Raw genomic sequence first — 25797 nt, 5'->3', positions numbered from 1 at the left:
TTAATTAAAAATTAAGGTTTAAACCAAAAACCAATTGTCTACTGCGTGGAAATGGTGAATAATCAACCCCAGGCGTTAGTGGTGTTTTTCTTCTAGTAGAAACCTCAGGATCAAGACCTGAATAGTTTGTAAGAATAAAAACATTATTAGCTGTAAGGTAAAATCTTAGTTTAGAAATACCAATTTGTGATATTAATGATTCTGAAACTGTATAACCTAACGTAAGCGTGTTCAATCTTAAAAATGAGCCATCTTCAACTGCCCAATCACTAAAAACAAAACGTTGCATATATGGAGACCACATTGTAGTGTTTGCATTAAGTGCTGCTAATTGAGTAGGATCGGTTACCAATTGTCCAGAAGTTGGATCTAAATTTGTCCATCTTATACCATCAGCCATTTCTGTACTTAAATTTCTATATTGTCCGTTTGGATTAGAAGTTGTAAACTCAATTTTATTTGCATTATAAACATCATTTCCAACACTCCAGTTAAATCCAGCAGAAAGATCAAAACCATAAGCGTATGCATTTATTACCATACCACCTGTATGCTTTGGGTTTGAATTTCCAATAATTGCATTATCACTTACAGTAACTAAACCATCATCATCAATATCTTTTAATTTCATAGTACCTGGCATAACAGTTCCTACAACTGCAGTATTATCTACTACTCCATCTTTTAATGTGTAGCTTCCTGTTCCGGCATCATAATTAAAATCAGAAACTTCATAACGTCCATCACTTTGATATCCGTACATTAATCCTAATGGTTGCCCAACATTTATAACATAATCATTTCCTATTTGAGAAGAAGCCCAATTGGTGTTTTGTCCAAAATCGCTCATAACTCCTAAAGAATTGATTTTGTTTTTATTTAAACCAATATTTATAGAAAAATTTAAACCGTAATTTTCTTTTTCTATTGCAGCAATATTTAAAGAAGCTTCAATACCCATGTTTTGAGTTTCTCCCATATTTCTATATTGACTTGTATAACCAGTCCCTGGCACAGGGAAATTAATTAATAAATCTTTAGTAACATTTTTATATGCTTCTAACGAACCTGAAACTTTTCGATTAAAAAGATCAAAATCAAGACCTACGTTTTGAGTTACAGTTGTTTCCCATTTTAAATCTGGGTTTGCCAAAGTATTTGACGCTGCCCAATAATTAGTAATACCATTAAGGTAAGTAGTATTTCTAGATTCAAAATTTTGAACAGTTTGCCCAGATGGAATATTATTATTTCCTGCCTGACCATAACTTAATCTTAACTTTAATGTATTCACCCATGATAGATCTTTCATAAAATCTTCTTCAGTAATTTTCCAAGCTACGGCTGCAGATGGAAAATATCCCCAACTATTATCTCCTAAAAACTTGCTGGAGCCATCGGCACGATACGTTGCGGTTAATAGGTAACGGTTTTTATAATCATAATTTACACGACCAAAAAATGATAATAATTTATCATCAGGACTATAGTAATTATCTACGGCTTGAGGAGTACCTTGCGTTGTAAGATTTCTAGATGTTGCAAAATCAAAAAACTTTGGAAAACCTTGTATTTCAGTTGTTACCTCATTATTTTTATTGATAAGCATTTCTTCTCCAACCAAAAGTTTTAAACTATGATCATCTCCTAATAAATTTTTAAAATCGTAGTTAAATGTATTTGCATTTCTGAAGCGTTCTCTTTTCTCATCACTAAAAACTAATGAAGGTAATCCTTGATTTTCTGCTGCTGGTCTATTGTTAGCATAATAAGTAGAACGTCCATAAAAACGATAATCTAAATTATTATAATTATCTAAACCTAAATCTGTTTTAAATTTAAGGTTTTCAATAATTTCCCAAGAAATGCTACCAAGTACGTTAAAGTTTTTTCTAAGTTTTTTACGTTGATTATCTGCAACCGCAACAAATGGATTTACCAAATAACTGGAAAGTGCTTCATCTGTATTGTCAGTTGTTAAACCAGGTAACGGAATTGGTGAGTAACCAACACTATGTCTCAGACGTGCATCTGCAGAAGAAATTTCATTTTGCTCATTAGCTCCACCTCCATTTATTTCAGTATCAGAATAACGGAATGTTAATGATAAATCTACTTTTTCAGACGCTTTATTTTTCAATGAAAATGATATGTTATTTCTTTTATAATCAGAACCTAACATTATTGTTTTTTCATCATAATTTGCAAAGCTAAAATTATAATTCACCTTTTCAGAGCCTCCACGAATTCCTAAATCATGACTTCTAACCTCACCCATTTCACCATAAATCTGTTTTTGCCAATTGTTCCCTTTCATTCCTAAGTATTGATCATAATCTTGCCATTGACCAAATATTTTTTCATAAGAAGGTAAGTCATCTTCAAGCAAAGCATATTCATACTGCCATTTTACAAAATCTTCAGGAGATTGAACATCTAAAGTTTTTGCAATTTTTTTAGCTCCGTAATAAGTATTTAGACCTACTACAATTTTTCCATCTTTTCCAGTTTTTGTAGTTATAATTATAACTCCGTTTGCACCTCTAGATCCATAAATTGCTGTTGAAGATGCATCCTTCAAAACAGTAATATTTTCAATGTCAGATGGTGAAACATCACTCATACTATTTACCGGAAATCCATCTACTATCACTAATGGAGAGCTATCTTGAGTTAATGAGCCTCCACCGCGAATTCTAATTTTAATTTCAGCATCTGGAGATCCTTCTGTTGATAAAACTTGTACACCTGCCATTCTACCCGTTAATGCTTCAGCAACATTTGAAATTGCTACCTTTTTTAAAGCATCTCCTGAAATAGCAGCAACAGAACCTGTTAAATCTGATTTACGAGCTGTTCCATAACCAATGACAACTACTTCGTCTAATGATTCTAAATTTGTTTTAAGTACAATGTTTAGTGCTTTTTTCCCCACAACGTTAACTTCTTGAGTTTGAAAACCTAGGTAACTTATTACTAATTTAGCATTTAAGCTTGTAGTTTTCATAGAAAACTTTCCATCAAAATCAGTTGAAGTTCCATTTTTAGTTCCTTTTTCAACAATATTAACTCCTGGTAAAGGCAGGCCTCCTTCATCTGTAACTACCCCGCTTATTTCAGATCCATTTTGTGCATAAACATCATTCCCTATGAGCGTACCCAAAAAAAGAAAAATAGCACAAGTCCACTTTAGGACTCCTTTTAGTAAAACTTTGATATTCATAATTTAATACTAGATTTGGTTTATATTCTAATTGATAATTTTGTTTGAATTAATTTTTTATACTTGTCATAAGACTTCCATTTATATATGTATTTTCAAAATTTAAATTTTCTACGTTTTCTAGTGAAAAAGGTTCATTTACTTTTTCAATAATTACATTTTTAAAATTGATATTACTTATTGGAGATTCTTTATACCCCTTCGCTAATATTCCATATTCACCTCCATTTTTAACAGTTATATTTTCTAAATAAATATTTTTTACCACTGGAATAAAATTGCCACTTTGAACACCATAAATTCCATAAAACATATTCACTTTTAAAACACACTCTTTTACTTCTCCAATTTCAATATTTCTAACATAGATATTTTCAACAACACCTCCTCTTTTAGAGTTTGTTTTAATCCTAAAAGCTCTATCTAAATTTGGACTATCCATGGTGCAATTTTCAGCAAAAACATTTCTAACACCTGCAGATATTTCACTTCCTATTACTACACCACCATGTCCATCAATCATTTTACAATTTTGAATAACAATATTTTCACTTTTTATAGCCACTCTTCTGCCATCACCATTTCTACCAGATTTAATTGCAATACAATCATCTCCTGTATTAAAAGTGCAATTCTTTATCCAAACATTTTTAGAATATTCTGGATCGCAACCATCATTATTAGGGCCATGACTTTCAACTGTTACACCGTCAATAATAACATTGGTACATTTTATTGGATGTATCACCCAAAAAGGCGCATTTATAATCTTTACACCTTCAACCAAAACATTTACACAATCAAATGGTTCAATAAAACTTGGTCTTAAAAAATGGTTTTCCCCGAAGATTCTTTTATCTACAGGAACATTATTTTCGCCCATTTCCATTAATACTGGAAGATTTAAACTATCCTTTTGATTCCCCATTCCTTCTTTCCATCCATAAATATCTTTTCCGCACCAAGACCACCAATTTTCATTACTGGCTTGCCCATTTAAAATACCTTTTCCAGTAATAGCAATATTCTTTTTCCTATAAGCATATATTAAAGGTGAATAATTCATAAGTTCTGTGCCCTCATAAGAAGTATGGACTAAAGGATAATAATCTTTTGGGTTTGTGCTAAATAAAATTTCAGCACCCTCTTCTAAATGAAGATTCACATTACTTTCTAAATGAATTGGTCCCGATAAATACTTTCCTTTCGGAATTATAACCATACCTCCACCACTCTCTGAGCAAGCCTTAATTGCGTCCTTAAAAGAATTTGTATTGTCAAAAACTCCATCGGCTACACTTCCAAAATCTAAAACATTATAAACCTTATCTGGAAAAACAGGAGTGGATATACTGTCTATTATTTGCTGCATTTTATCCCAATGATTTTCCATTGCAACCTTTTCCTTAGTCGCATTACAAGAGAATAAAATACTTAACAGGAGTAACCCAAAAAATGATTTATGTTTTAATATAGGCATTACTAATTATTTTAAAATTTGATTAAACAATTAATTGCTACAATAACAATTTACACATAGAATATTAATTTCTATGTAATCGATTACACGAAAGTAAATATTTACATCCATATAAACAAACAAATTCTAAAATAAATGTTAAATTAACTCTTTATAAGTAATATTTAACTTATTCATTTAATTAAGGATTCATTTAGGGTTATTATTTTGACCATGAAACCTCATTCAGCACTTAATTTTTTTAATTCTATAAAATAAGGTAATCGATAACATTTATTAGATTAATAAATATTAAATTGTATTTTTACAAAAAAATTAGAATGAGCGGTAAAACAACAATATATGACATTGCTAAAAAACTAAACATTACAGCTGCTACAGTTTCTAGAGCCTTAAATAATAACACAAAAATTAGTGAAGCTACACGGAAATTAGTGATGGAAACAGCTTCTCAAATGAATTATAAACAAAATAAGCTAGCTTTAGCTTTAAAAAGTGGGAAAAGTAATAATATTGGAGTGATTGTACCTCGTATAGATAGCAATTTTTTTGCAACCGTAATTAGAGGGATTGAAGAAGAGCTTCACCCGCATGGCTATCATGTAATAATTTGTCAAACAAGGGATGATAAAAATCTAGAAATTGAAAACATTGATGCGTTATTGAATGCTCAGGTTGACGGTATTTTAATGTCAATTTCAAATGTCTCAAATGAACAAAACGAGAGCTTTAACAGAATTCTTAAAAAGAATGTCCCACTTATATTTTTTGATAGGAAAGCTAATATTGATGGTGTAAGCACTGTTACTATTAATGATTTTCAGGGAGCTTATGATGCAACGACACATTTAATAGCTCAAGGTTGTAAGCGCATTGCGCATTTATCAAACAATCGTTTAATTGAAATTTTTAGAGATAGATATCTTGGCTACAAGCAAGCAATTATAGATAGTGGCTTAGAGTTTGACGAAAGCATAGTTATTGAAACTATTAGTAAAGTTGAAGAAGGAAGAAAAATTACAAAAAAACTACTAGAATTGGATAATCCACCTGATGCTATTTTTTCGTCAAGTGATTTTACTGCTCTTGGGGCTATTCAAGAAATTAATGCTCAAGGATTTAAAATACCGCAAGATATTTGTGTAGCAGGTTTTGCGAATGAACCATTCACAAAATTTATGGAATTATCTATAACATCTGTAGATCAATCTCCTTTAGAAATGGGTAGAATGGCCGCTAATGTTTTCTTAGAACAAGTAGGTGGAAATAATGGAAATATTAAAATTGAGAAAAAAGTTGTTTTAAATCCTAAATTACTTATTCGAGAATCTTCATCAAAATTTCAACTACAGAAAATAATTTAAAAAATAAGCGAAATAAAAAAAGCCATAAAAACTTAAGTTTTTATGGCTTTTTTACGAAAATAAACATAAATTTTTACTTTATAATGATACACCTCTTTTCCAAGGAATAAAATCATTTTGATCTAATAGCATTGCTTTAGATTTTATAGTACCACTTGCAACATCAATTATATATTCTAATAGCACTTCAGCCATTTCTTCAATAGACTTTTCACCTCTAATAACAGCTCCAGTATCTACATCAATTATATCAGACATTTTTGCTGCCAATTCAGAATTTGATGAAACTTTAATTACAGGTGTTATAGGATTTCCAGTAGGAGTTCCTAAACCTGTTGTAAATAACACAATATTTGCACCTGAGCCAACCATTGCAGTTGTACTTTCTACATCATTTCCAGGCGTACATAATAAATTAAGACCTGGTTTTTTTATGTATTCTCCATAATCCAACACATTAACAACTGGTGAAGTTCCACCTTTTTTAGCTGCTCCTGCAGATTTCATTGCATCAGTAATTAATCCATCTTTAATATTTCCTGGCGAAGGATTCATATCAAACCCTGAACCCGCGTCCACAACCGATTTCTCAAATGCCTGCATAAGACTTAAAAACTTAATTGCATCCTCTTCATCCACACAACGGTTTACCAATTCTTGTTCTACTCCGCATAACTCAGGAAATTCCGATAAAATAGCTGTTCCTTTAAGAGCAACTAACAAATCTGATGTATATCCTAACGTTGGATTTGCAGAAATCCCAGAAAAACCATCAGAACCTCCACACTCTAATCCAACATTTAATTTAGATAAAGGTGCTGGTTTTCTAATAATATTATTTGCATTTTTAATAGCCTCAAAAGATTCCTTCACAATAGCACTCAGCATTTCATCAACAGTACCCATTTGTTGTTGCTCAAAAATTAAAACAGGTTTTTTACTAGTAGGATTGATTGCTTTTAATGCATCTTTAAAAATGTTAATTTGTAAATTCTGACAACCCAAACTTAATACAGTAGCTCCCGCAACATTAGGATTATTAACATATCCCGCTAATAATTTTGCTAAACTTTCAGAATCTTGTCTAATTCCTCCACAACCACCAGGATGTGTAATAAATCGAACTTCAATATTATCAAATACTTTCTCTGAAGTAGACTTTTCATCTTCATTTGAAGTTCCATTATCACTATTTACCAATGAACGAAGCAACAATTGATGGCTACTAACTTTTTGTTTTAAAAGTTCTTTTTCAAAAACTTCTTTTAAAATTTCAATATTTCTATTTTCACAAAAAACAAGTGGAAAAAACAACCAAACATTCGCCGTTCCAACTTGTCCATCTTCTCTTTCGTAACCTAAAAAAGTTCTATCTTTCCATTTGTCAATATTTGGAGCTGTCCAACCAATATTTCCAGTTTTTTTATAAACTTTTTCACTTTCATGCTTCACATTATCTGTTGTAAGCACATCGCCTTTTTCAATAGTATAATTTGCTTTTCCAACTAAAACCCCATACATAGTAATTCTATCACCTTTTTGAAAACTGGTTAAAGCAACTTTATGCTTCGCTTTTGTAAATGAAATAATATTAATAGTTTCTCCTTCAAAATCAACTACATCTCCAACTTCTAAATTTACCAATGCTACAGCAACATTATCCGAAGGATGCACTTTTATTAATTTCTTTTGCATTATAAATAACTTTTTAGTGTTTTAATATAATTTACTAAAATTAGCAAATCCTTTTTCAATACCGTTATTTTCAATCTCTTCAAGAGCACAAGCAATTGCTTGAGACAATGAATTCAATTTTGTTAAATCTTGATCCCAAAATTCAGTATTTTTTAAAGTTTTATCTGCAATTTGAGAATAATCATTCAACTTCCAAATTTTGGCAAACGCTTCAGTAATTTCTGAACTATCTTTAATTGGAAGTGTTTTTCCTTGCCAAACTCCCTTATAAAAACGAATTAAACAAGCAAATGAAAACGTTAAATTGGTAGGAACTTTCTCGTGTAATTCAATGTATTCAACCAAACTTGGTAAAACTCTAACCTTAAATTTTGAAATTGAGTTTAAAGCAATATCAGCTAATTGATGTTTTATAAACGGATTTCTAAATCTGTCAAAAACTTCATCTGCAAAACTATTTAATTCATTACGATCCATTTTTAAAGTATCAATAATTTCATTAAAGACGGCTTTATTAATAAAATCACCTGTAAACTCATTATCAATAGTTTCTTTTACAGTACTATTTCCATATAAAAGTGAAAAAGGGACCATTGCTGTATGTGCGCCATTTAAAATTCGAACTTTTCGAGTTCTATATGGTTGCATATCTGCTACAATTTTAACGTCTAAATCTGTTTTATGAAATGGAAGTTTGGCTTTCAAATCATCTCCACCTTCAATTACCCATAAAAGAAAAACCTCAGCAGCAACTATTAAATTATCTGAATAATCTAACTGACTATTATATTCTTCAATTTCATCTTTTGGGTATCCTGGAACAATTCTATCTACCAATGTGCTATGAAATGTACTATTATTTAGCAACCAAGATTTAAATTCATCGCCTAAATTCCAATCTTCAATATATTGAAGAATAATTTCTTTTAATGTTTCAGAATTATGATTGATTAATTCGCAAGGAATAATTGTTAACCCTTTATCTGGATTTCCATTAAAATGCTTGAATCTTTCAAATAATAACAATGTTAACTTAGCAGGAAATGAGCTTGGAGGTTGCATTTCTGGTGTATCTGAAGCAACATAAGCAATACCAGCTTCTGTTGTATTTGAAATTATAAATTCCAATTCATCTTCTTTTGCTAAGCTCAAGTAATCGTTAAAATTTGTATAGGGATCAACACCTTTTACAATATTAGAAATCAATTCAATTTCTTGAATTTCCTTCCCCTTTTTAACACCTTTCATAAATAAAGTATATAAACCATCCTGATCATTCAGCATATTTATTAACCCTTTATCAATTGGTTGAACAACAGCAACACCTGCGTTAAAATTAACTTCTTTATTTAATTTTTGAAAAGCAAAATCTATAAAAGCACGTAAAAAATTCCCTTCTCCAAATTGTACAATTTTAATTGGAAGTTTATTTTCTAATCCTGTATTTTTTCTATTTAATTTTTTGACTGTCAGCATATTAAAACTTATGAATAATTAAATTATTTTTTACAAATCTGTTATTGGTCTATATTTAGGAACTAAAGTTTTCATAACCACCCATCCTATTAAGTAACAAACGGCACAAATTGAAAAAATAATAAAATATCCTGCTTCAATTCCTTTGAATCCCATAAATGCCATATTTGTATTTTCACTAAAATCGAATAAAACTCCAGAACCTTTATTAATAACAGTTGATCCTAATCCACCTGCCAAACCTCCAATACCTGTAACTGTAGCAATTGCTTTTTTAGGAAACATATCTCCCACTGTTGTAAAAATATTTGCAGACCAAGCCTGATGTGCTGCACCTGCAATTCCAATAATTATTACTGGAATCCAATAGGTATAATGGCCTAAAGGTTGTGCTATTAATGCTAATAGCGGGAAAAAAGCAAAAATTAACATGGCTCTCATCCTTCCTTCATAAGGATTCATTCCTTTTTTATCAACAAAATAAGTAGGCAGCCATCCACCAATTATTGACAGCAATGTTATCATATATAAAATAAATAATGGGAACGCAGCTTCGGTAGAATCCATCCCGTAAACTGAACTTAAATAAGCTGGTGTCCAAAATAAGAAAAACCACCAAACACCATCGGTCATAAACTTCCCAAAAGCAAAAGCCCAAGTTTGTTTATACTTAAAACAATCCATTAAAGAAGTTTTTTTCGAACTCTCAGGAATATATCCTTCAATTTTACTATCTGCAATGGCATCTTGCTGAATGTATTCCAATTCTGCAGCATTTACTTTTGAGTGTTTTTCTGGTTTTTCATACATAAATACCCAAAAACCCATCCATATAAAACCTAATGCCCCAATAATGATAAAAGACATTTCCCAACCGTATGCCTTTGCAATAAAAGGAATACTAATTGGTGCTGCTAATGCTCCAACAGTTGCTCCGGCATTAAATATACTTGTAGAAAACGCTCGGTCTTTTTTAGGAAAATATTCTGCAGTAGTTTTTATTGCAGCTGGAAAATTTCCAGCCTCTCCTAAAGCTAAAACAAAACGAGCAAAAATAAATAGAGTAACACTTACATACATTACTAAGCCTGTATCTCCAACTGTACTAATAATTTCTTTTGCTCCTTCAAAACCTACAAACCATTCTCCTGTTAAATAACCTGCAGTTCCAATCCCAGCAAAAGCATGCAAACAAGCCCCAACCGACCAAACTCCAATGGCCCAAAGAAATCCTTTTTTTGTATCCATAATATCTACAAAACGACCTGCAAACAATAAGGATACAGCGTAAAATATTGAGAATAATGCTGTTATGTTCCCATAATCATTGTTAGTCCAATGAAATTCAGGGGCTATAAAATCTTTCCAAGTTAAAGAAAGAACTTGCCTATCTAAATAATTTATAGTTGTTGCCATGAATAACAATCCAGTTATTGTCCATCTATACTTTGTTGCTTTTTTCGGAGATAAATCACTCATAATTTAAATTTTTATTTGCGTCAATTTTTTAATAGAATTGATGTATTATTTTCTTACTTCTTTAATTAGTGCCATCGCGTTTTTTACATCCTGCTCAAGTTTAGCGTAATTTTTGGTTGCCAAAATTTCTTTTGAGATTAATTGCGATCCCATTCCAACGCACGTAACTCCAGCACTAAACCAAGCTGATAAATTTTCTTTATTTGGAGCAACACCTCCGGTTGGCATTACACTCGTCCAAGGTTGAGGACCTTTTATTCCTTTAACAAATTGAGGTCCGTAAATATCTCCTGGGAATAATTTTACAATTTCACATCCTAATTCTTCTGCTCTTGTAATTTCTGTTAACGTTCCACAACCTGGTGACCATAGTACTTTTCGTCTATTACAAACAACTGCAATATCTTCTCTTAAAACTGGAGTTACAATAAAATTTGCTCCCAACGCCATATACAATGATGCCGCTGCTGCGTCGGTTACGGATCCAACTCCCATTATCATTCCTGGTAATTCTTTGATCGCATATTTAGTTAATTCTCCAAAAACTTCGTGAGCGAAATCTCCACGAGCTGTGAATTCCATTAATCGTGCACCACCATCATAACAAGCTTTTAAGACTTGTTTGCTAACTTCTAAATCATTACTGAAAAATAAAGGAACCATTCCAGTTTCTTTCATTACTTGTGCAACTTCTATTCTTGAAAATTGTGCCATTTTATTTATCTTTTTAATGAAGCTTTTCTTAAAAATGGATTGTTGAGTCGCGTTTTCTACGACTCAACTTTCCTATTTAACCAAACTTAATTATAATACTTCTTTATTATCGTGCTACTCTTCCTGAAGCGTCTCCACCCATTAGTTTATTTACTTCATCAACGGTTACCAAGTTTGCATCTCCTTTTATGGTATGCTTTAAACAAGATGCTGCTACTGCAAAATCCAAGGCGTTTTGATCATCTTCTGGGTAGGTTAACAATCCATAGATTAAACCTCCCATAAAACTGTCTCCTCCTCCAACTCTATCTACAATATCTGTAATTTGATATTGACGTGTTTGTAGCATTTGTTTTCCATCGTATAAAACTCCAGCCCACGTATTATGAGATGCCGAAATAGAACCTCTTAATGTGGTAATTACTTTTTTAGCTCTTGGAAATTTTTCCATCATTTGCTGACAAACCGATAAAAATGCTTCCGCTTTTACATCATGTCCGTGAGTTTGTACAGCGGCACCCTCTGGCTTAATGCCAAAGTGCATTTCTGCATCTTCTTCATTTCCTAAAATAACATCACAGTACGATGTTAATTCTGTCATAATTGCTTCTCGATCTCCACCGTATTTCCACAATTTAGCACGGTAATTTAAATCTGTTGAAATTGTTAATCCTAGTTTACTTGCTGCTTTTACGGCTTCTAAACAAGTATCTGCTGAACTTTGTGAAATTGCAGGTGTAATACCTGTCCAATGAAACCACTCTGCACCAGCAAATACTTCCTCCCAATTTACCATTCCTGGTTGGATGTCAGACATTGCTGAATGTGCACGGTCATAAACTACTTTAGATCCTCGAGAAACTGCTCCTGTTTCTAAAAAGTAAATTCCTAAACGGTCTCCTCCCCATACAATTTTGTCTACTCCAACACCTCTTTTACGCATTTCCATCATTGCACATTCTCCAATATCATTTTTTGGTAAACGCGTTACAAAGTCTGTTTTGATACCATAATTAGCTAAAGATACAGCTACATTTGATTCTCCTCCCCCGTATACAACATCAAAATTGTCCGCTTGTGAAAATCTTAAAAATCCTTGTGGAGCTAATCGCAACATGATTTCTCCGAATGTTATTACTCTACTCATTATTAATTAACCTCTATTAAAACTTGAAATATTCTTTTGCATTATTATAACTAATGTTTGAAACCATTTTCCCAATCCATTCTATATCATTTGGCAATTCGCCTCTTTTAATTTCATCACCTAAAAGATTGCATAATATTCTTCTAAAATACTCATGTCTTGGAAAAGACAAAAAGCTTCTTGAATCCGTCAACATTCCAATAAAACAACTAATTAACCCCATATTTGAGAGTGCATTTAATTGTTTTGTCATTCCATCTTTTTGATCTAAAAACCACCAACCTGATCCATATTGAACTTTTCCTTTTACACTTCCGTCGTTAAAGTTGCCAATCATGGTTGCCATCACTTCATTGTCCGCAGGGTTTAAGTTATACAGAATTGTTTTTGTTAATTTATTTTTACTATCCAATGCATTTAAAAATGCAGATAATTTTGCAGCTTGAGAATAATCACCTATAGAATCCCATCCTGTATCTGGACCTAAAACTCGAAGCATTCTTGCATTATTATTTCTTAAAGCTCCTAAATGAAATTGTTGAACCCAACCAAATTCGTGATACGTTTCAGCTAAAAATAATAAAAGTGCACTTTGAAATTTAAGCGCTTCTTCATTACTAACTTGTTGATTATTTCTCTTCTTTTCAAAAATTGATTTAATTTCACTTTCCGTAAAGTTTTCAAAGTAAATTTCATTTAAACCGTGATCACAAAGTTTACAGCCGTTTTTATTGAAATATGCTATTCTACTTTTTAAAGCATCACATAAATCTTGGTAAGAATTTATTGAAGTATCAGCCGCATGACCAAGTGAATCTATATAAGAATTATATCCAGGCTCATTTATTAATATTGCCTTATCTGGTCTAAAAGCGGTACTTACTTTTACAGTTAAATCGCTTTTTGCAATTTTTTTATGATGCTCTAAATTATCAATTGGATCTTCAGTTGTACAAACCAATTCCACATTTACTTTATGTAGTAAATTTTGACAACTATATGCTTCTGTATTTAATTTTTCTTTAGTTTCTTCATAAATTTTTTCAGCTGAATTTTCATTCAATAAATCATAAATATCAAAATAGCGAGCCAATTCCAAATGCGTCCAATGATACAAAGGATTTCTCATTGTATAAGGAACGGTTTTGGCCCAACTCATAAATTTATCTTTATCTGAAGCGCCTCCGGTAATAAAATTTTCATTAACTCCCAATGTTCTCATGGCGCGCCACTTATAATGGTCACCATTAATCCAAACATTTGTTATATTATTAAAAATTTTGTTATCAGCAATTTGCTGAGGAGGCAAATGATTGTGATAATCAATTATTGGCTGATTTTTAGCATAATTATGATACAATTCTTCTGCAAATTTATTCTCCAGTAAAAAATTATCATGTATAAATTTAGCGCTCATTTTATTCTAATTTCTTTAAATTAATCTTCGTTTGAAGGTTTCCCAATAGTGGCTAGTATTCCACCATCAACATATATTATTTGTCCGTTTACAAAATCACTTGCTTTGGATGCTAAAAATACTGCTGTTCCTGCCAAATCTTCTGGATCTCCCCATCTTCCTGCTGGTGTTCGGCTAATTATAAACTCATTAAAAGGATGGCCATCAACTCTTATTGGTGCTGTTTGCGAAGTAGCAAAATATCCTGGGCCAATACCATTGGTTTGAATATTGTATTTTGCCCATTCGGTTGCCATATTCTTCGTTAACATTTTTAATCCTCCTTTGGAGGCTGCATAAGCAGAAACTGTGTTTCTACCTAATTCACTCATCATAGAGTTGATGTTGATGATTTTTCCTGCTCTTCTAGCAATCATTTTTCTACCAACATATTTAGAAACAATAAATGGCCCTGTTAAATTCACATCAAGTACTGCGCGGTAATCTTCCGTTTCCATATCTTCCATTGGAACTCTTTTGATGATACCTGCATTGTTAATTAGAATATCAATTGGACCTACTTCATTTTCTATAATATCTATATATTTTTCTACTTCTTTATCATTGGTAACATCAAAAACATAGGTATGTACCTTTAACCCTTCTCTTTCATATTCCTTTTTTGCTACATCCAACATATCTGGCGAATAATTATTGACAATTAGTTCGGCTCCTGCATGACCTAAAGCTTTGGCCATGGCCATTCCTAAACCGTGAACTCCACCAGTAATTAGGGCTCTTTTACCCGTTAAATCAAATAAGTTTTTCATTATATATATTGCTTTTTATCTTAAGTCTGTTATTTTCGCTACATCCATATCTCCATAATCCAAGTTTTCACCAGCCATTCCCCAAATAAAGGTGTAGTTTGATGTTCCCGAACCACAGTGAATTGACCAAGGTGGTGAAATGACTGCTTGATGATTATTCATCCAAATATGACGTGTTTCTTGTGGTTGTCCCATAAAATGACAAACCGCTTGATTTTCTGGAATATCTAAGTAAAAATAAACTTCCATTCTGCGATCGTGGACGTGGGCCGGCATGGTATTCCAAACACTTCCGGTTCTTAATTCTGTCATTCCCATTTGTAATTGGCACGTGGTTACAATACCTCCAATAATTAATTGGTTTACTGTTCTATGATTAGCTGTTTCTAGCGAGCCTAATTCTAATTTATTAGCCTCAGCTTTACTTACTTTTTTTGTTGGATAACTTTTATGTGCGGGAGCAGCATTTAAATAATACTTCGCTGGATCTTTAACATCATTACTTTTAAAGATCACTTCTTTATTTCCACTACCAATATATAACGCATCTTTTAAACCTAAATCATAAACCGTTCCGTCAACTTCTACAGTTCCGTTTCCTCCTACGTTGATAATCCCAATTTCTCTTCTTTCTAAAAAATATTCAGCCTTTAATGGATCGATTGTTTCTAAAGTCAACGGCTTTAATGGAACCGCTGATCCTGCAATATAACGGTCGTAATGTGAGTAGGTAAGGTTAATTTTACCCTCCTGCATTAAATTATCTATTAAAAATTCTTCCCTTAATTGCGCTGTATCATATTGTTTAACTGCGTTCGGACTTGAGGCGTATCGTGATTCGTAATTTGTTGACATCATATTATATTTTATGTAATCGATTACACAAATATACTATAAATTATTTTAAATCCTATTTTTTTTAGTTTTATGCCATTTAAAAACCTGAAATTACATCAAAAAAGATATCAGTGTCCAAATTTTCAATAATAGATTTTATTCTTTCAGCAACACATTTAGTTATTTCAACAAAAACCAATTAAATAATTATATTGAAAAATTACTAATTTTGTTTTGTAATTTTATAAAGTTCCATAAAATCAAATAATGGAATTGACATAGCATTTTAACTAGCAGAATTAATATTTTTAGACTTCTCAATCCAAAAGGCAACCTTGTCAACAAATTCATCTTCCTCAAATGGTTTCGACAAATAATCATCCATTCCTAATTTAAGGCACTTTTCTCGTTCCCCTTTAATTACATTTGCAGTTAATGCAACAATGGGAAGATTCATTTTTAATTTTTTTCTAATTATTTTTGAGGTACTATAACCATTTAATATAGGCATTTGCAAATCTAACAACACCAAATCGCAATCATTATTTATTAAATGATTTATGGCTTCTTTACCATTTTCTACTTCGGAAATAACAGCCTCATATTCTTTTAAAATAAGTGTAGCCACCATTCTGTTCATAACATTATCATCAACAACAAGTATTTTCTTTCCTTTAATAATTTTTAAGATTTCATCTTTATTACTAATTTTTAGTTCTTCTTCAAGTACCCCTTTATTCATAGTTAATTTAAAACCAATGGCAGTTCCTTTACCCTTTGTACTTTTTACCCAAATCTCTCCTCCCATATTGTCTATTAAGGTTTTGGTAATACTCATTCCTAATCCAGTTCCACCAAATTTTCTTGCTGTAGATGCATATTCTTGACTAAATTTTTGAAATAAATTCTTTAAATAAGCTCCATCCATTCCTATTCCTGTATCAGTTATTATAATTTCAATCTCTTGAAAAATTTCCTCATCTTTCAAAACTCTACAAGAAACATCCACTCCTCCAATTGTTGTAAATTTTAAAGCATTTGAAATAAGATTTAACAGTATTTGATTCAAACGAAATGGGTCACCCATAAGTATTGGAGCTAAATCTGAATCGCAAAAAGTATTTGAAAGTGTAAGCCCTTTTTCTTCTGCTTTATGCATCATAGATTTCAATACATTTTCCATCACAAGTTTAGGAGAAAATGGGATGTTTTCAATGGATAATTTTCCTGCTTCTAGTTTTGCAAGATCTAGAACATCATTAATTATTACCAAAAGGTTTTCAGAAGAATTTGTTATAATATCAAGATAATTTTTTTGTTCAGTATTTATATTTGATTTTAATAATTGGCGACTCATTCCCATAATAGCATTCATAGGAGTTCTAATTTCATGACTCATATTTGCTAAAAAGTTTTGTTTAGAAAGTGCTAATCTTTCTGTAATTTCTTTGGCTTTCTTTAGCTCTCTTTCAGCTTCAATACGTTTTGTAATATCTATAGCAAAAGCAATAACGTAAGGCTCTTTATTAGGCATTTCTTTAAGGTAATTGTTTAATAAACAATAAACAATTTTTCCTTCTTTATTTATAACCCTAAATGTACCTGTAAATTCTTTATTTGATAAAATAAGATTTAAATAAAGATCCTCAAATTTTTCTCTATCATCAATATGCATGAATTCCGTTAAATGATGTCCAATCACATCATCTGGATGGTAACCTAATAATTTTTCTACAATTGGATTCATTGTTAGGAAAAAACCATGTATATCATGGGTTGATATCATTGCCAAACTGTTATCTACTATTTCCTTATACTTTATTTTACTTTCCTCTAATTGCTGTTGATATAATTTAATAGAAGTAATATCAACACCATAACCAATTACTAAATCTACTTCATTATCACTATTAACTACCGGGTACATATTTCGCATTATATAAGTGCTCGTGCCATCTACTCCATTCATTTCTTCTTCCCAGCTTTTCAGCTGTTTACTTTCTAAAACTTCTCTAAATGCATTTTTCCTTTCTTCAATAATTGAAACATGTTTATTTCTTTTTTTAATATAATCTTCATCTGTTTTGCCAATAATCCATTTTCTCAATTCTACATCCCTAATACCTTTTGGATTTACATATAAATAATGATGGTCCTTATCAAATACAGCAATATCTGACGGAATATTATCAAGAATTTTTTCATAAAAAACACGAAGTTCTTCTAATTTTTTGTTTGCTGTTATTTTTTCAGTTATATCAGAATACACCCATAAATGACCGTCATATTTACCTCCATTCCAAATTGGAATAAAATTTCGTTCCAATATTCTTCCATTAGCAAGTTCTAATTGATTGCCAATAACAAGTTTTTTATTTTTTAAGATTTCATTAATACCTGAAACAAATAACTCTGGGTTTGCAAAAAGATGTTTGGATTGCTCAGCGGCTTTAGAACAATCTGCACCTATTAATTGGTTAGGGCTAACAGGGATTTTAAACAAATTACAAAAACGTTCATTAACTAATTCTATTGTTTGATTCTCATTTTCCAACAAAATTGCATCTTGAAGATTGGTAATTAATGAGGACATGCGACTTGCTGCTTTTCTTAATTTTTCTTTTGCAAGTTTTTCTCCAGTAATATCCTCCTTTAAAGCGAAAAAATTTATTACTTCTCCCTTTTTATCAAAAATTGGTTGCGCATTAATTCTTCCCCAATAACCTTCCCCCGATTTTTTATAATTATATACTTCACACGTAAAAGGTTCAAGATTCTTAACCTTTTGCCTCATATAATCAGCCCTTTTTTTATCTGTTTTTTCTCCTTGTAATAATTTTCCAGGAGAATTACCTTTTGCATCTAATAAATTGTACCCTGTTATTTTTTCAAAAGCTTTATTAACCCATTCTATTTTCCCAAAAGAATCAGTAATAACTACTGAGCTTGTTGTTTCTTGAACAATAAGTGATAATTTTTCTAATTCCTGTTGATTTATTTTTTGTTCAGTTATATCTCTACCATATATATTTATATAGCCTTCTTCTGGCATTGCAACACAATCAAAAGAGTAATCAATTTCATTTGATCTAGCTTCAAAATTCCATCTTTTTAAGGTTTTATCAATTTTAGATGAAATCAATTTAAAAAACATATCATTCCTGTAGGTGCTTCCCTCATATTCAATAAAGTCAAGATTAGAAGCTGCGGGATTATTTTGCATTAAATCTCCTTCATAATTTATCCTAATATTTGGATCTGGATTTTGTTTAGGAAATAAAGCAATATCATAAACCTCTTTATTTGCTTTTTTTAAATCGTTTTTTTGCTTATTAACAGTGGCAATTAATTCTTTTAAGTCATCATTTGTAATTTCAACTGTTTTTAGTACATGAAGTAAATCAATAAGCGGATCATTCTTTGCAAAGTCATTAATCTGAAGGTTATTTTCTCTCAATTGTTCCATAGAACCAAACCAAGGAGAACCTAAAAAAAGAATTTCTTTTGTTCCCTCCATAAATTCAAACTGACCTCGTAACATCAATTTTTTAGGTGAATTTAATTCTATCAGTACCATTTGATTTTGTAAAACAATCAAATCATCCAATGAATTTATGATTGTTAATGGCCTTGGAATTGAAAAGAATTCATTAAAATTCTTACCCTTTTGTAAATCGCATAATTTACCTAAAGATTTACCAATAGAAACAACATTCAAATCTCTATTTATTAATATATAAAAAGGGAATAGTCCATTAAATTGGGCTTCACTAAAAGAAAAATGATTTGCCATAGTTTACCAACTTACTTTAAATATTTCGTGTGATTTTCCATCATCACGGCTTTCCAATAATTCTATCTTGGAGTCAACACTATACATTTTAGACAAACCCGAAAGCAATCCTCTCACAAATTCCTGTAACCCTAAACGTTTGGAATGATAATGTATATGAATTGAATTTTCTTCTAAATTACTCACTTTAAATTCTGGAGGTGTTAATTTTGGATACATTAACATAATTCTATTATGAAATAACGGCAGGTTTACTAAAAATTCTTTCAAATTATTTCCACCGGCTTCCATTAACCCTCCATATTTTTCTTTCCCTGTTTTTAATACCCACCATTCACCAAAAGCATTTAATACCTCACCAACTGAAATACCTAGTACTTCAGCAGCAGCTCCGGCAAGTTTATAAGTTATATCATCATCATAGGGCTCATTACTTAGAAAAAAATCAATATCAACTCCGCTTTTCTCTTTAACTGCTTCCCATTTATCTTCTCCAAAATTATCAATAATTAAATCTTGGATAGCTTTATTAACAATTCCATACATAAGCTTTTAATTTATAAATTAATCTTCATAAAATGAAGTAATAGTCATTGTTTGATTATGTAGTTGACAATTCCCACCTTCATTAAACGGAGAAATTTCCCCATAAGAATAAAACCCAGCTAAAAGTGTTTCATTATTAAATGTTTCGCTGACTGCTTTAACTTCTTCATCTGTCTGAGAACCTAAAATAAGCTTTCTTCCGACGCAACTTATCAATAATGAAAAATCTGGATGATTCTTATGCCCTACTGTGGTTTGATTTGCCGCTTCTGAGGCAGCTTGCGTAATTCTTTTAAAATTAGCCTTCATAAATCTTACCTCTGAACCAACAGGAACATCTCCTGCAAAAGTCATACTTTTATCCTCTTCATTTATAGAAAGAATGGTGCGTACAATTGGTTTTGTAGCTCCTGGAATTATGACTGATAATGGATATAAAAGAGCAGATCCAGGTAAATTTTTTGATTCAGGTCCTAAATATTTTTTATAAAGATCTAAAGCATTTTGACCTTCTAATTCAAACAATACATTTCCAGAAGAATTGGTAATTCTTTTTTCTAAGCCAAAAATATCCCAACCTCCTTGTGATCCATGTGTAACCGTTAAGTTTTTACCATAGAACCCAATAGCAATAATTTCACCTTCTTTTGGTTGCTCATTCAATCCTAAAAGTGTAGACTGAAAGTTAGAGCCATCACCTGCAAGCCCTCCTGTTACCAATATATTTTTATCTATCTGAGTAGATAATCCTTTTACAAGTTCACTTCCATTAACCAAACTACCGTCTGAAAACACCATTACATAAGCTAAATTTTCCTTTGGTAATTTTTTGAATAAGCCAATAGCTGCACTATAACTATTATTGTAGTCTTTAATATTAACTCTAGTTGCTTCTATTGTTGATTTTTCAAACTGCAATGCAACAACTATTAATGAGTTATTCAGCACATTTTCTTGATAAATTTCACCAGAAGTGCTGCATAAGGCTATTTGCGATGTTGGAAATTTAGATTTAATATTTATATAAATAGTATCATCCTCAAGTATTTCTTTTGAACCAAAACATAATATGAGATTTTCTTTATTCTCATCAATAGATTGGCTTTTAGGATTTTTAAACCATGTATTATCTTTAAATTGGTAAAGCGATGTATTCATTTTTATAATTTATTTTATGAAATTACCTGTATTTAAAGAAACTCCATATTTGCACAAAACACTTCTTTTTAACTAGTACTAAATATAGACTATTTTTCTTTTTTTGAAAAATAATATTTTTAAAACAACTCCCCTTCCTTTTTCATCTTATAAATTGTACTCTTCCCAATATCCAAAAATTTTGCTGTTGCAAGTACATCGCCATTATTTTTTTTCAAATAATATTTAATAATATCACAAGTATGTCCTCTCAAAGTTTTATGCTCCGTTATAAAACCGTCATTACTTTTAATATGGGTATACATAATATCATCTATTCCAATTTCATTATTTTCACAAATAACTGCGGCAAGTTCAATGATAGCTTTTAACTCTCTAACATTTCCCGGAAAGCTATATTGCAATAATTTTTCTTTAGCCTCTTTTGTAAAACGGATATTCTCCATATTATTTTCTTTTATAAATTCTTCTAAAAAATGTTTTGAAAGAATTAAAATATCACTAACTCTTTCTCGTAAAGAGGGCAATTTTATAGGTAAACCCATTATTCTAAAAAACAAATCTTCTCTAAAAGCGCCTTTTCCTACTTCTTCTAAAAGGTTTTTTTGAGTTGCAACAATAAGTCGAACATCTAATTTTATTGTTTCATTACCTCCAAGTCTTACTAATTCTCTTTCTTGCAATACACGAAGCAACTTAGATTGAAGATTTATATCTAAACCTGAAATTTCATCTAAAAAAATAGTTCCTCCATTCGCTTCTTCAAACTTGCCAATTTTCTGTGAAATTGCTCCTGTAAAAGTTCCCTTTTCATGTCCAAAAAGGTCACTTTCAATTAATCCTTCTGGTATTGCGGCCATATTTACAGCTACATAATTGTTTTTAATTCTAACACTGTTATAGTGAATAGCCTTGGCTATTAACCCCTTTCCTGTTCCAGTTTCTCCTGTAATAGAAATATTAATATTGGTTTTAATGGCCTTTTCAATCATTTTAAAAACCTTACGCATTTCATCACTTTGACCAATGATAGACTTCTTAAATGAATATTTTTCACCTAATTCTTCCTGTAAAACCTCAACTTTTTTCTTTAATTTTTGAGCTTCACAAATTCTTAAAATACTATTACATAACAACTCTTTTATTGACTCATCTTTTATAAGGTAATCTTTCACCCCCATTTTAAATAAGTTGCCAATAATAGAAATGTCTTTCTTCTCACTAATTATAACAACAGGAACCTCCGGATTTATCTCTTTAATTTTCTGAAAAAGTTTATCCCCTGAAATATCGGGCAAAGAAAAATCCATTACTATCAAATCTGGTTGAGTCCACATTGTGGAAAGACACTCCTTTCCCATGGTAAACAGCGTAACTTTATAATCTGGATTTAAACTAAGATGGTGGTGTAATACTTTTCCAAACCATGGGTCATCTTCAACAATAAATATATTATACTCAATCATAAAAAAACTTTAAAAGAGACTTAATTGATTTTAAAATCATTACTAAGTAAATATTTTAATGCAATATATAAAATATTTCCCAAATATAGACAAAAATGCAATAATTGTTCATTTTAACAATAAACGGTATGAAAATATAAACATTTAGCTAGTTTTTTTACATTTTAAAATTCCATATTCTGTAAAATACGACATTTCACAGAGCTGATGAAAAAATAAAAATATTTAAAGTGCTGTTTATCAGTGTTTTAAAATTGTTGTTTTTTCACTACAATATTTGTACATTTATTGGAATAAAAAATAATCTTAAAAAATAAAAATTATGAAAATCGCAATTGTTGGAAGTGGATATGTTGGACTTGTAACTGGCGCTTGCTTTTCTGAAGTAGGTATTAATGTTGTTTGTGTTGACATCGATAGTAAAAAAATTGAGAATCTAAATAATGGAATCATACCAATATACGAACCTGGTTTAGAGGATATGTTAAGCCGAAACATGAAAAAAGGTCGTTTGAGTTTTACAACAAATATTGCTGAGGCAGTAAAAGAGTGTGAAGTTCTATTTATATCCGTTGGAACACCTCCTGATGAAGATGGAAGTGCTGATTTAAAATATGTACTATCAGTTGCTCGTGATTGCGGTAAAAATATGAACGACTATTTATTAGTAGTTACAAAAAGTACTGTACCAGTTGGAACTTCTGAAAAGGTTAAATACGCTATTCAAGATGAATTAAATAAAAGAAAAGTAGATATTAAATTTGATGTTGCTTCAAACCCAGAGTTTCTAAAAGAAGGAGCTGCTATTGCTGATTTTTTAAAGCCGGATAGAATTGTAATTGGATTAGATAGCCCAAAAGCAGAAGATCTTATGAAAAGTTTATACAAACCATTTACATTAAATGGTCATCCAACAATTTTTATGGACATTGTTTCTGCTGAAATGACAAAATATGCCGCAAACGCAATGCTTGCTACCAAAATTAGTTTTATAAATGATATAGCCAATTTATGCGAAATAGTTGGAGCAGATATTAATTTAGTGAGAAGAGGTATTGGCTCTGACTCTAGAATTGGACATAAATTTATTTACCCAGGAATAGGTTATGGCGGATCTTGTTTTCCAAAAGATGTACAAGCACTTATAAGAACCGGTGGTGAATTTAATTATAATCTTCGCGTACTAAAGGCTGTTGAAGAAGTTAACAAAGATCAAAAAATGGTGATTTTCAATAAAATTAATAAATATTTTAAAGGTGATTTAGCAGGTAAAACAATTGCACTATGGGGTCTTTCATTTAAACCTCAAACAGATGACATGCGCGAAGCTCCATCTTTAATAATTGTTGAAAAACTATTAGAAGCCGGCGCTATAGTAAAAGTGTACGATCCAGTTGCTATGAAAGAAGCTAAACACCATTTTGCTGATAGCGTTTCTTATTACGACGATCAGTATGAAGCATTAATTGATGCTGATTGCCTAGCTATACTTACGGAATGGCCAGAATTTAAAATTCCTAACTTAAAAATAGTACATAAATTATTAAATAAACCTGCAATTTTTGATGGAAGAAATATTTATGATAAAGATGAAATGAAAGAACAAGGATTCGAATATTTCTGCATTGGGGTTAACACAACTAAGAATGTCACAACTCCATCATCAATAAATTAATGATGGGTAATCTTAAAAACAATTAATTCAACTTTTATTAAATAACTTATGACACATAAAAAAATTCTTATCACTGGAGGTGCTGGTTTTGTTGGCTCTCACTTATGCGAACGCTTATTAAATGAAGGAAACGAAGTTTATTGTCTTGATAATTTTTTTACTGGACAAAAACAAAATATTGTGCACTTGTTAGACAATCCATATTTTGAGTTGATTAGACATGATGTTACTGCTCCTTATTTTATTGAAGCCGATGAAATTTACAACTTAGCATGCCCAGCTTCACCAATACATTACCAACACAACCCTATTAAAACTGTTAAAACTTCAGTTATGGGTGCAATTAACATGTTAGGCCTTGCAAAAAGAATAAATGCAAAAATATTACAAGCCTCAACAAGTGAAGTTTATGGCGATCCACTTGTACATCCTCAACCAGAAACATATTGGGGTCACGTAAATCCAATTGGTGAACGCTCTTGTTATGATGAAGGAAAACGCTGTGCTGAAACATTGTTTATTGATTACCATAAACAGAATAATGTTAAAATTAAAATTATTCGAATATTCAACACCTACGGACCAAGAATGGATCCTAATGATGGACGTGTAGTTTCTAACTTTATTGTTCAAGCTTTACAAAACCAAGATATTACTATTTATGGAGAAGGAAAGCAAACACGAAGTTTTCAATATGTTGATGACCTTGTAGAAGGAATGATAAAAATGATGGCTTCACCAGATCAGTTTATTGGCCCAGTAAATATGGGAAACCCAAATGAGTTTACTATTCTTGAATTGGCTCAAAAAGTCATAGAACTTACTGGATCAAAATCAAAGATAATATACCAACCTTTACCTTCTGATGATCCAATGATGAGGCAACCAGATATTTCTTTAGCAAAAAAAGAACTTAATTGGTCTCCTAAAATTGAATTGAATGAAGGCTTAATAAAAACAATTGACTTTTTTAAGTCAATCATTTAATTTGAAAAATAAAATATAACCTTAGCTTAAAATATTGTTGTAAATCTTCAATCTATTCAATAGCTGTAGTAATAAATTTTATTATTTTGCTAAGGTTATATTACACTTAAAAAAGTATATAATATAATAATATATTTAAAAAAATTATGCAGTTACCCGAAAACTCAAAACAGGTTCCCGTAAAATTATATGACCTCCATTTAATTGATAAAATGTGTCGTGGTAACCAAGAACAGGTTAAAAAAATGGTTGAGGTTTTTACAAATGAAATTTCACAATCTATTGAAGAAATTAATAGCGCCTATTCTGAAAATGATTTTTTAGAAATAAAAAAATTGGTTCATAAAATAAAGCCTACACTAAAGTATTTTGGAACAGAAACGTTAGAAAAAGAAATATTACAGATTGAAGCATTGTTTACAAATGAAATTGTAACATCAGAATTAAGGTTAAAATTAATAAGCGCTAGTAACCTTACAAAAGAAGTTGTTGATAAAATGAAAAATGATTTTAATATAACTAACCCATAAA

The 25797-nt window shown here is 30.9% G+C and carries 18 protein-coding genes; 4 read left to right on the top strand and 14 right to left on the bottom strand.

The window, feature by feature from the left end; genetic code table 11:
- Window positions 1-4 precede the first annotated feature (4 nt).
- Together JEY78_RS00720 and JEY78_RS00715 are read right to left on the bottom strand one after the other, a co-directional pair.
- Complete coding sequence (locus JEY78_RS00720; RefSeq protein WP_291845989.1) at window positions 5-3223, bottom strand: TonB-dependent receptor; 3219 nt, start codon at window positions 3221-3223, stop codon at window positions 5-7.
- Window positions 3224-3272: 49 nt separating this feature from the next.
- The gene (locus tag JEY78_RS00715) at window positions 3273-4703 is read right to left on the bottom strand and encodes a glycoside hydrolase family 28 protein (protein ID WP_291845988.1); all 1431 of its coding nucleotides are present in this window, start codon (window positions 4701-4703) and stop codon (window positions 3273-3275) included.
- A gap of 320 nt (window positions 4704-5023) precedes the next feature.
- Between JEY78_RS00715 and JEY78_RS00710 the strand changes: the two genes are divergently transcribed.
- A complete protein-coding gene (locus JEY78_RS00710; protein WP_291845987.1) occupies window positions 5024-6067 on the top strand; it encodes a LacI family DNA-binding transcriptional regulator in 1044 nt (347 codons plus the stop codon).
- A 78-nt stretch (window positions 6068-6145) separates the two neighbouring features.
- Here JEY78_RS00710 and JEY78_RS00705 read toward each other — a convergent pair whose 3' ends face one another.
- The 12 genes from JEY78_RS00705 to JEY78_RS00650 all read right to left on the bottom strand — a co-directional run bounded on the left by JEY78_RS00705 (window position 6146) and on the right by JEY78_RS00650 (window position 22604).
- Complete coding sequence (locus JEY78_RS00705) at window positions 6146-7762, bottom strand: UxaA family hydrolase (RefSeq protein ID WP_291845986.1); 1617 nt, start codon at window positions 7760-7762, stop codon at window positions 6146-6148.
- A gap of 21 nt (window positions 7763-7783) precedes the next feature.
- A complete protein-coding gene (locus JEY78_RS00700; RefSeq protein ID WP_291845985.1) occupies window positions 7784-9238 on the bottom strand; it encodes a tagaturonate reductase in 1455 nt (484 codons plus the stop codon).
- A 30-nt stretch (window positions 9239-9268) separates the two neighbouring features.
- Window positions 9269-10717: an MFS transporter gene (locus JEY78_RS00695; protein ID WP_291845984.1), complete on the bottom strand. Its 1449-nt coding sequence runs from the start codon at window positions 10715-10717 to the stop codon at window positions 9269-9271.
- A 45-nt stretch (window positions 10718-10762) separates the two neighbouring features.
- Entirely contained in the window at window positions 10763-11431 is a 669-nt protein-coding gene (locus tag JEY78_RS00690; RefSeq protein WP_291845982.1) for a bifunctional 4-hydroxy-2-oxoglutarate aldolase/2-dehydro-3-deoxy-phosphogluconate aldolase, read from the bottom strand.
- Window positions 11432-11537: 106 nt separating this feature from the next.
- Window positions 11538-12578 (bottom strand): sugar kinase, encoded by a 1041-nt coding sequence (locus JEY78_RS00685; RefSeq protein WP_291845981.1) that lies wholly within the window; start codon window positions 12576-12578, stop codon window positions 11538-11540.
- 16 nt (window positions 12579-12594) lie between these two features.
- Window positions 12595-13995, bottom strand: a complete 1401-nt coding sequence (gene uxaC, locus JEY78_RS00680; RefSeq protein ID WP_291845980.1) for a glucuronate isomerase — start codon at window positions 13993-13995, stop codon at window positions 12595-12597.
- A 20-nt stretch (window positions 13996-14015) separates the two neighbouring features.
- Complete coding sequence (locus JEY78_RS00675) at window positions 14016-14804, bottom strand: gluconate 5-dehydrogenase (RefSeq protein ID WP_291845979.1); 789 nt, start codon at window positions 14802-14804, stop codon at window positions 14016-14018.
- Between the two features lie 15 nt (window positions 14805-14819).
- A complete protein-coding gene (gene kduI / locus JEY78_RS00670; RefSeq protein WP_291845978.1) occupies window positions 14820-15659 on the bottom strand; it encodes a 5-dehydro-4-deoxy-D-glucuronate isomerase in 840 nt (279 codons plus the stop codon).
- Window positions 15660-15927: 268 nt separating this feature from the next.
- Window positions 15928-19434, bottom strand: coding sequence for a PAS domain S-box protein (locus tag JEY78_RS00665; protein ID WP_291845977.1), 3507 nt, complete (start codon window positions 19432-19434; stop codon window positions 15928-15930).
- A 3-nt stretch (window positions 19435-19437) separates the two neighbouring features.
- Window positions 19438-19980, bottom strand: coding sequence for a heme NO-binding domain-containing protein (locus JEY78_RS00660; protein WP_291845976.1), 543 nt, complete (start codon window positions 19978-19980; stop codon window positions 19438-19440).
- A gap of 18 nt (window positions 19981-19998) precedes the next feature.
- On the bottom strand, window positions 19999-21138 hold the full coding sequence (locus tag JEY78_RS00655) for an FIST N-terminal domain-containing protein (protein ID WP_291845975.1): 1140 nt from the start codon (window positions 21136-21138) through the stop codon (window positions 19999-20001).
- A 119-nt stretch (window positions 21139-21257) separates the two neighbouring features.
- Window positions 21258-22604 carry a sigma-54 dependent transcriptional regulator gene (locus JEY78_RS00650; protein WP_291845974.1) on the bottom strand — a complete coding sequence of 449 codons (1347 nt, stop codon included), beginning with the start codon at window positions 22602-22604 and terminating at the stop codon, window positions 21258-21260.
- Window positions 22605-22926: 322 nt separating this feature from the next.
- Here JEY78_RS00650 and JEY78_RS00645 point away from each other — a divergent pair, with 322 nt between their 5' ends.
- The 3 genes from JEY78_RS00645 to JEY78_RS00635 all read left to right on the top strand — a co-directional run bounded on the left by JEY78_RS00645 (window position 22927) and on the right by JEY78_RS00635 (window position 25796).
- On the top strand, window positions 22927-24279 hold the full coding sequence (locus JEY78_RS00645; RefSeq protein ID WP_291845973.1) for a UDP-glucose/GDP-mannose dehydrogenase family protein: 1353 nt from the start codon (window positions 22927-22929) through the stop codon (window positions 24277-24279).
- Window positions 24280-24327: 48 nt separating this feature from the next.
- Window positions 24328-25266 (top strand): UDP-glucuronic acid decarboxylase family protein, encoded by a 939-nt coding sequence (locus JEY78_RS00640; RefSeq protein WP_291845972.1) that lies wholly within the window; start codon window positions 24328-24330, stop codon window positions 25264-25266.
- Between the two features lie 146 nt (window positions 25267-25412).
- The gene (locus JEY78_RS00635; protein ID WP_291845971.1) at window positions 25413-25796 is read left to right on the top strand and encodes an Hpt domain-containing protein; all 384 of its coding nucleotides are present in this window, start codon (window positions 25413-25415) and stop codon (window positions 25794-25796) included.
- Window position 25797: the final 1 nt, after the last annotated feature.

This window comes from Lutibacter sp. (genome assembly GCF_016342705.1).
Lineage (GTDB): Bacteria > Bacteroidota > Bacteroidia > Flavobacteriales > Flavobacteriaceae > Lutibacter.
Note: the sequence above shows the minus strand (reverse complement) of the source record. Positions and strands in the feature narration are given on the sequence as shown.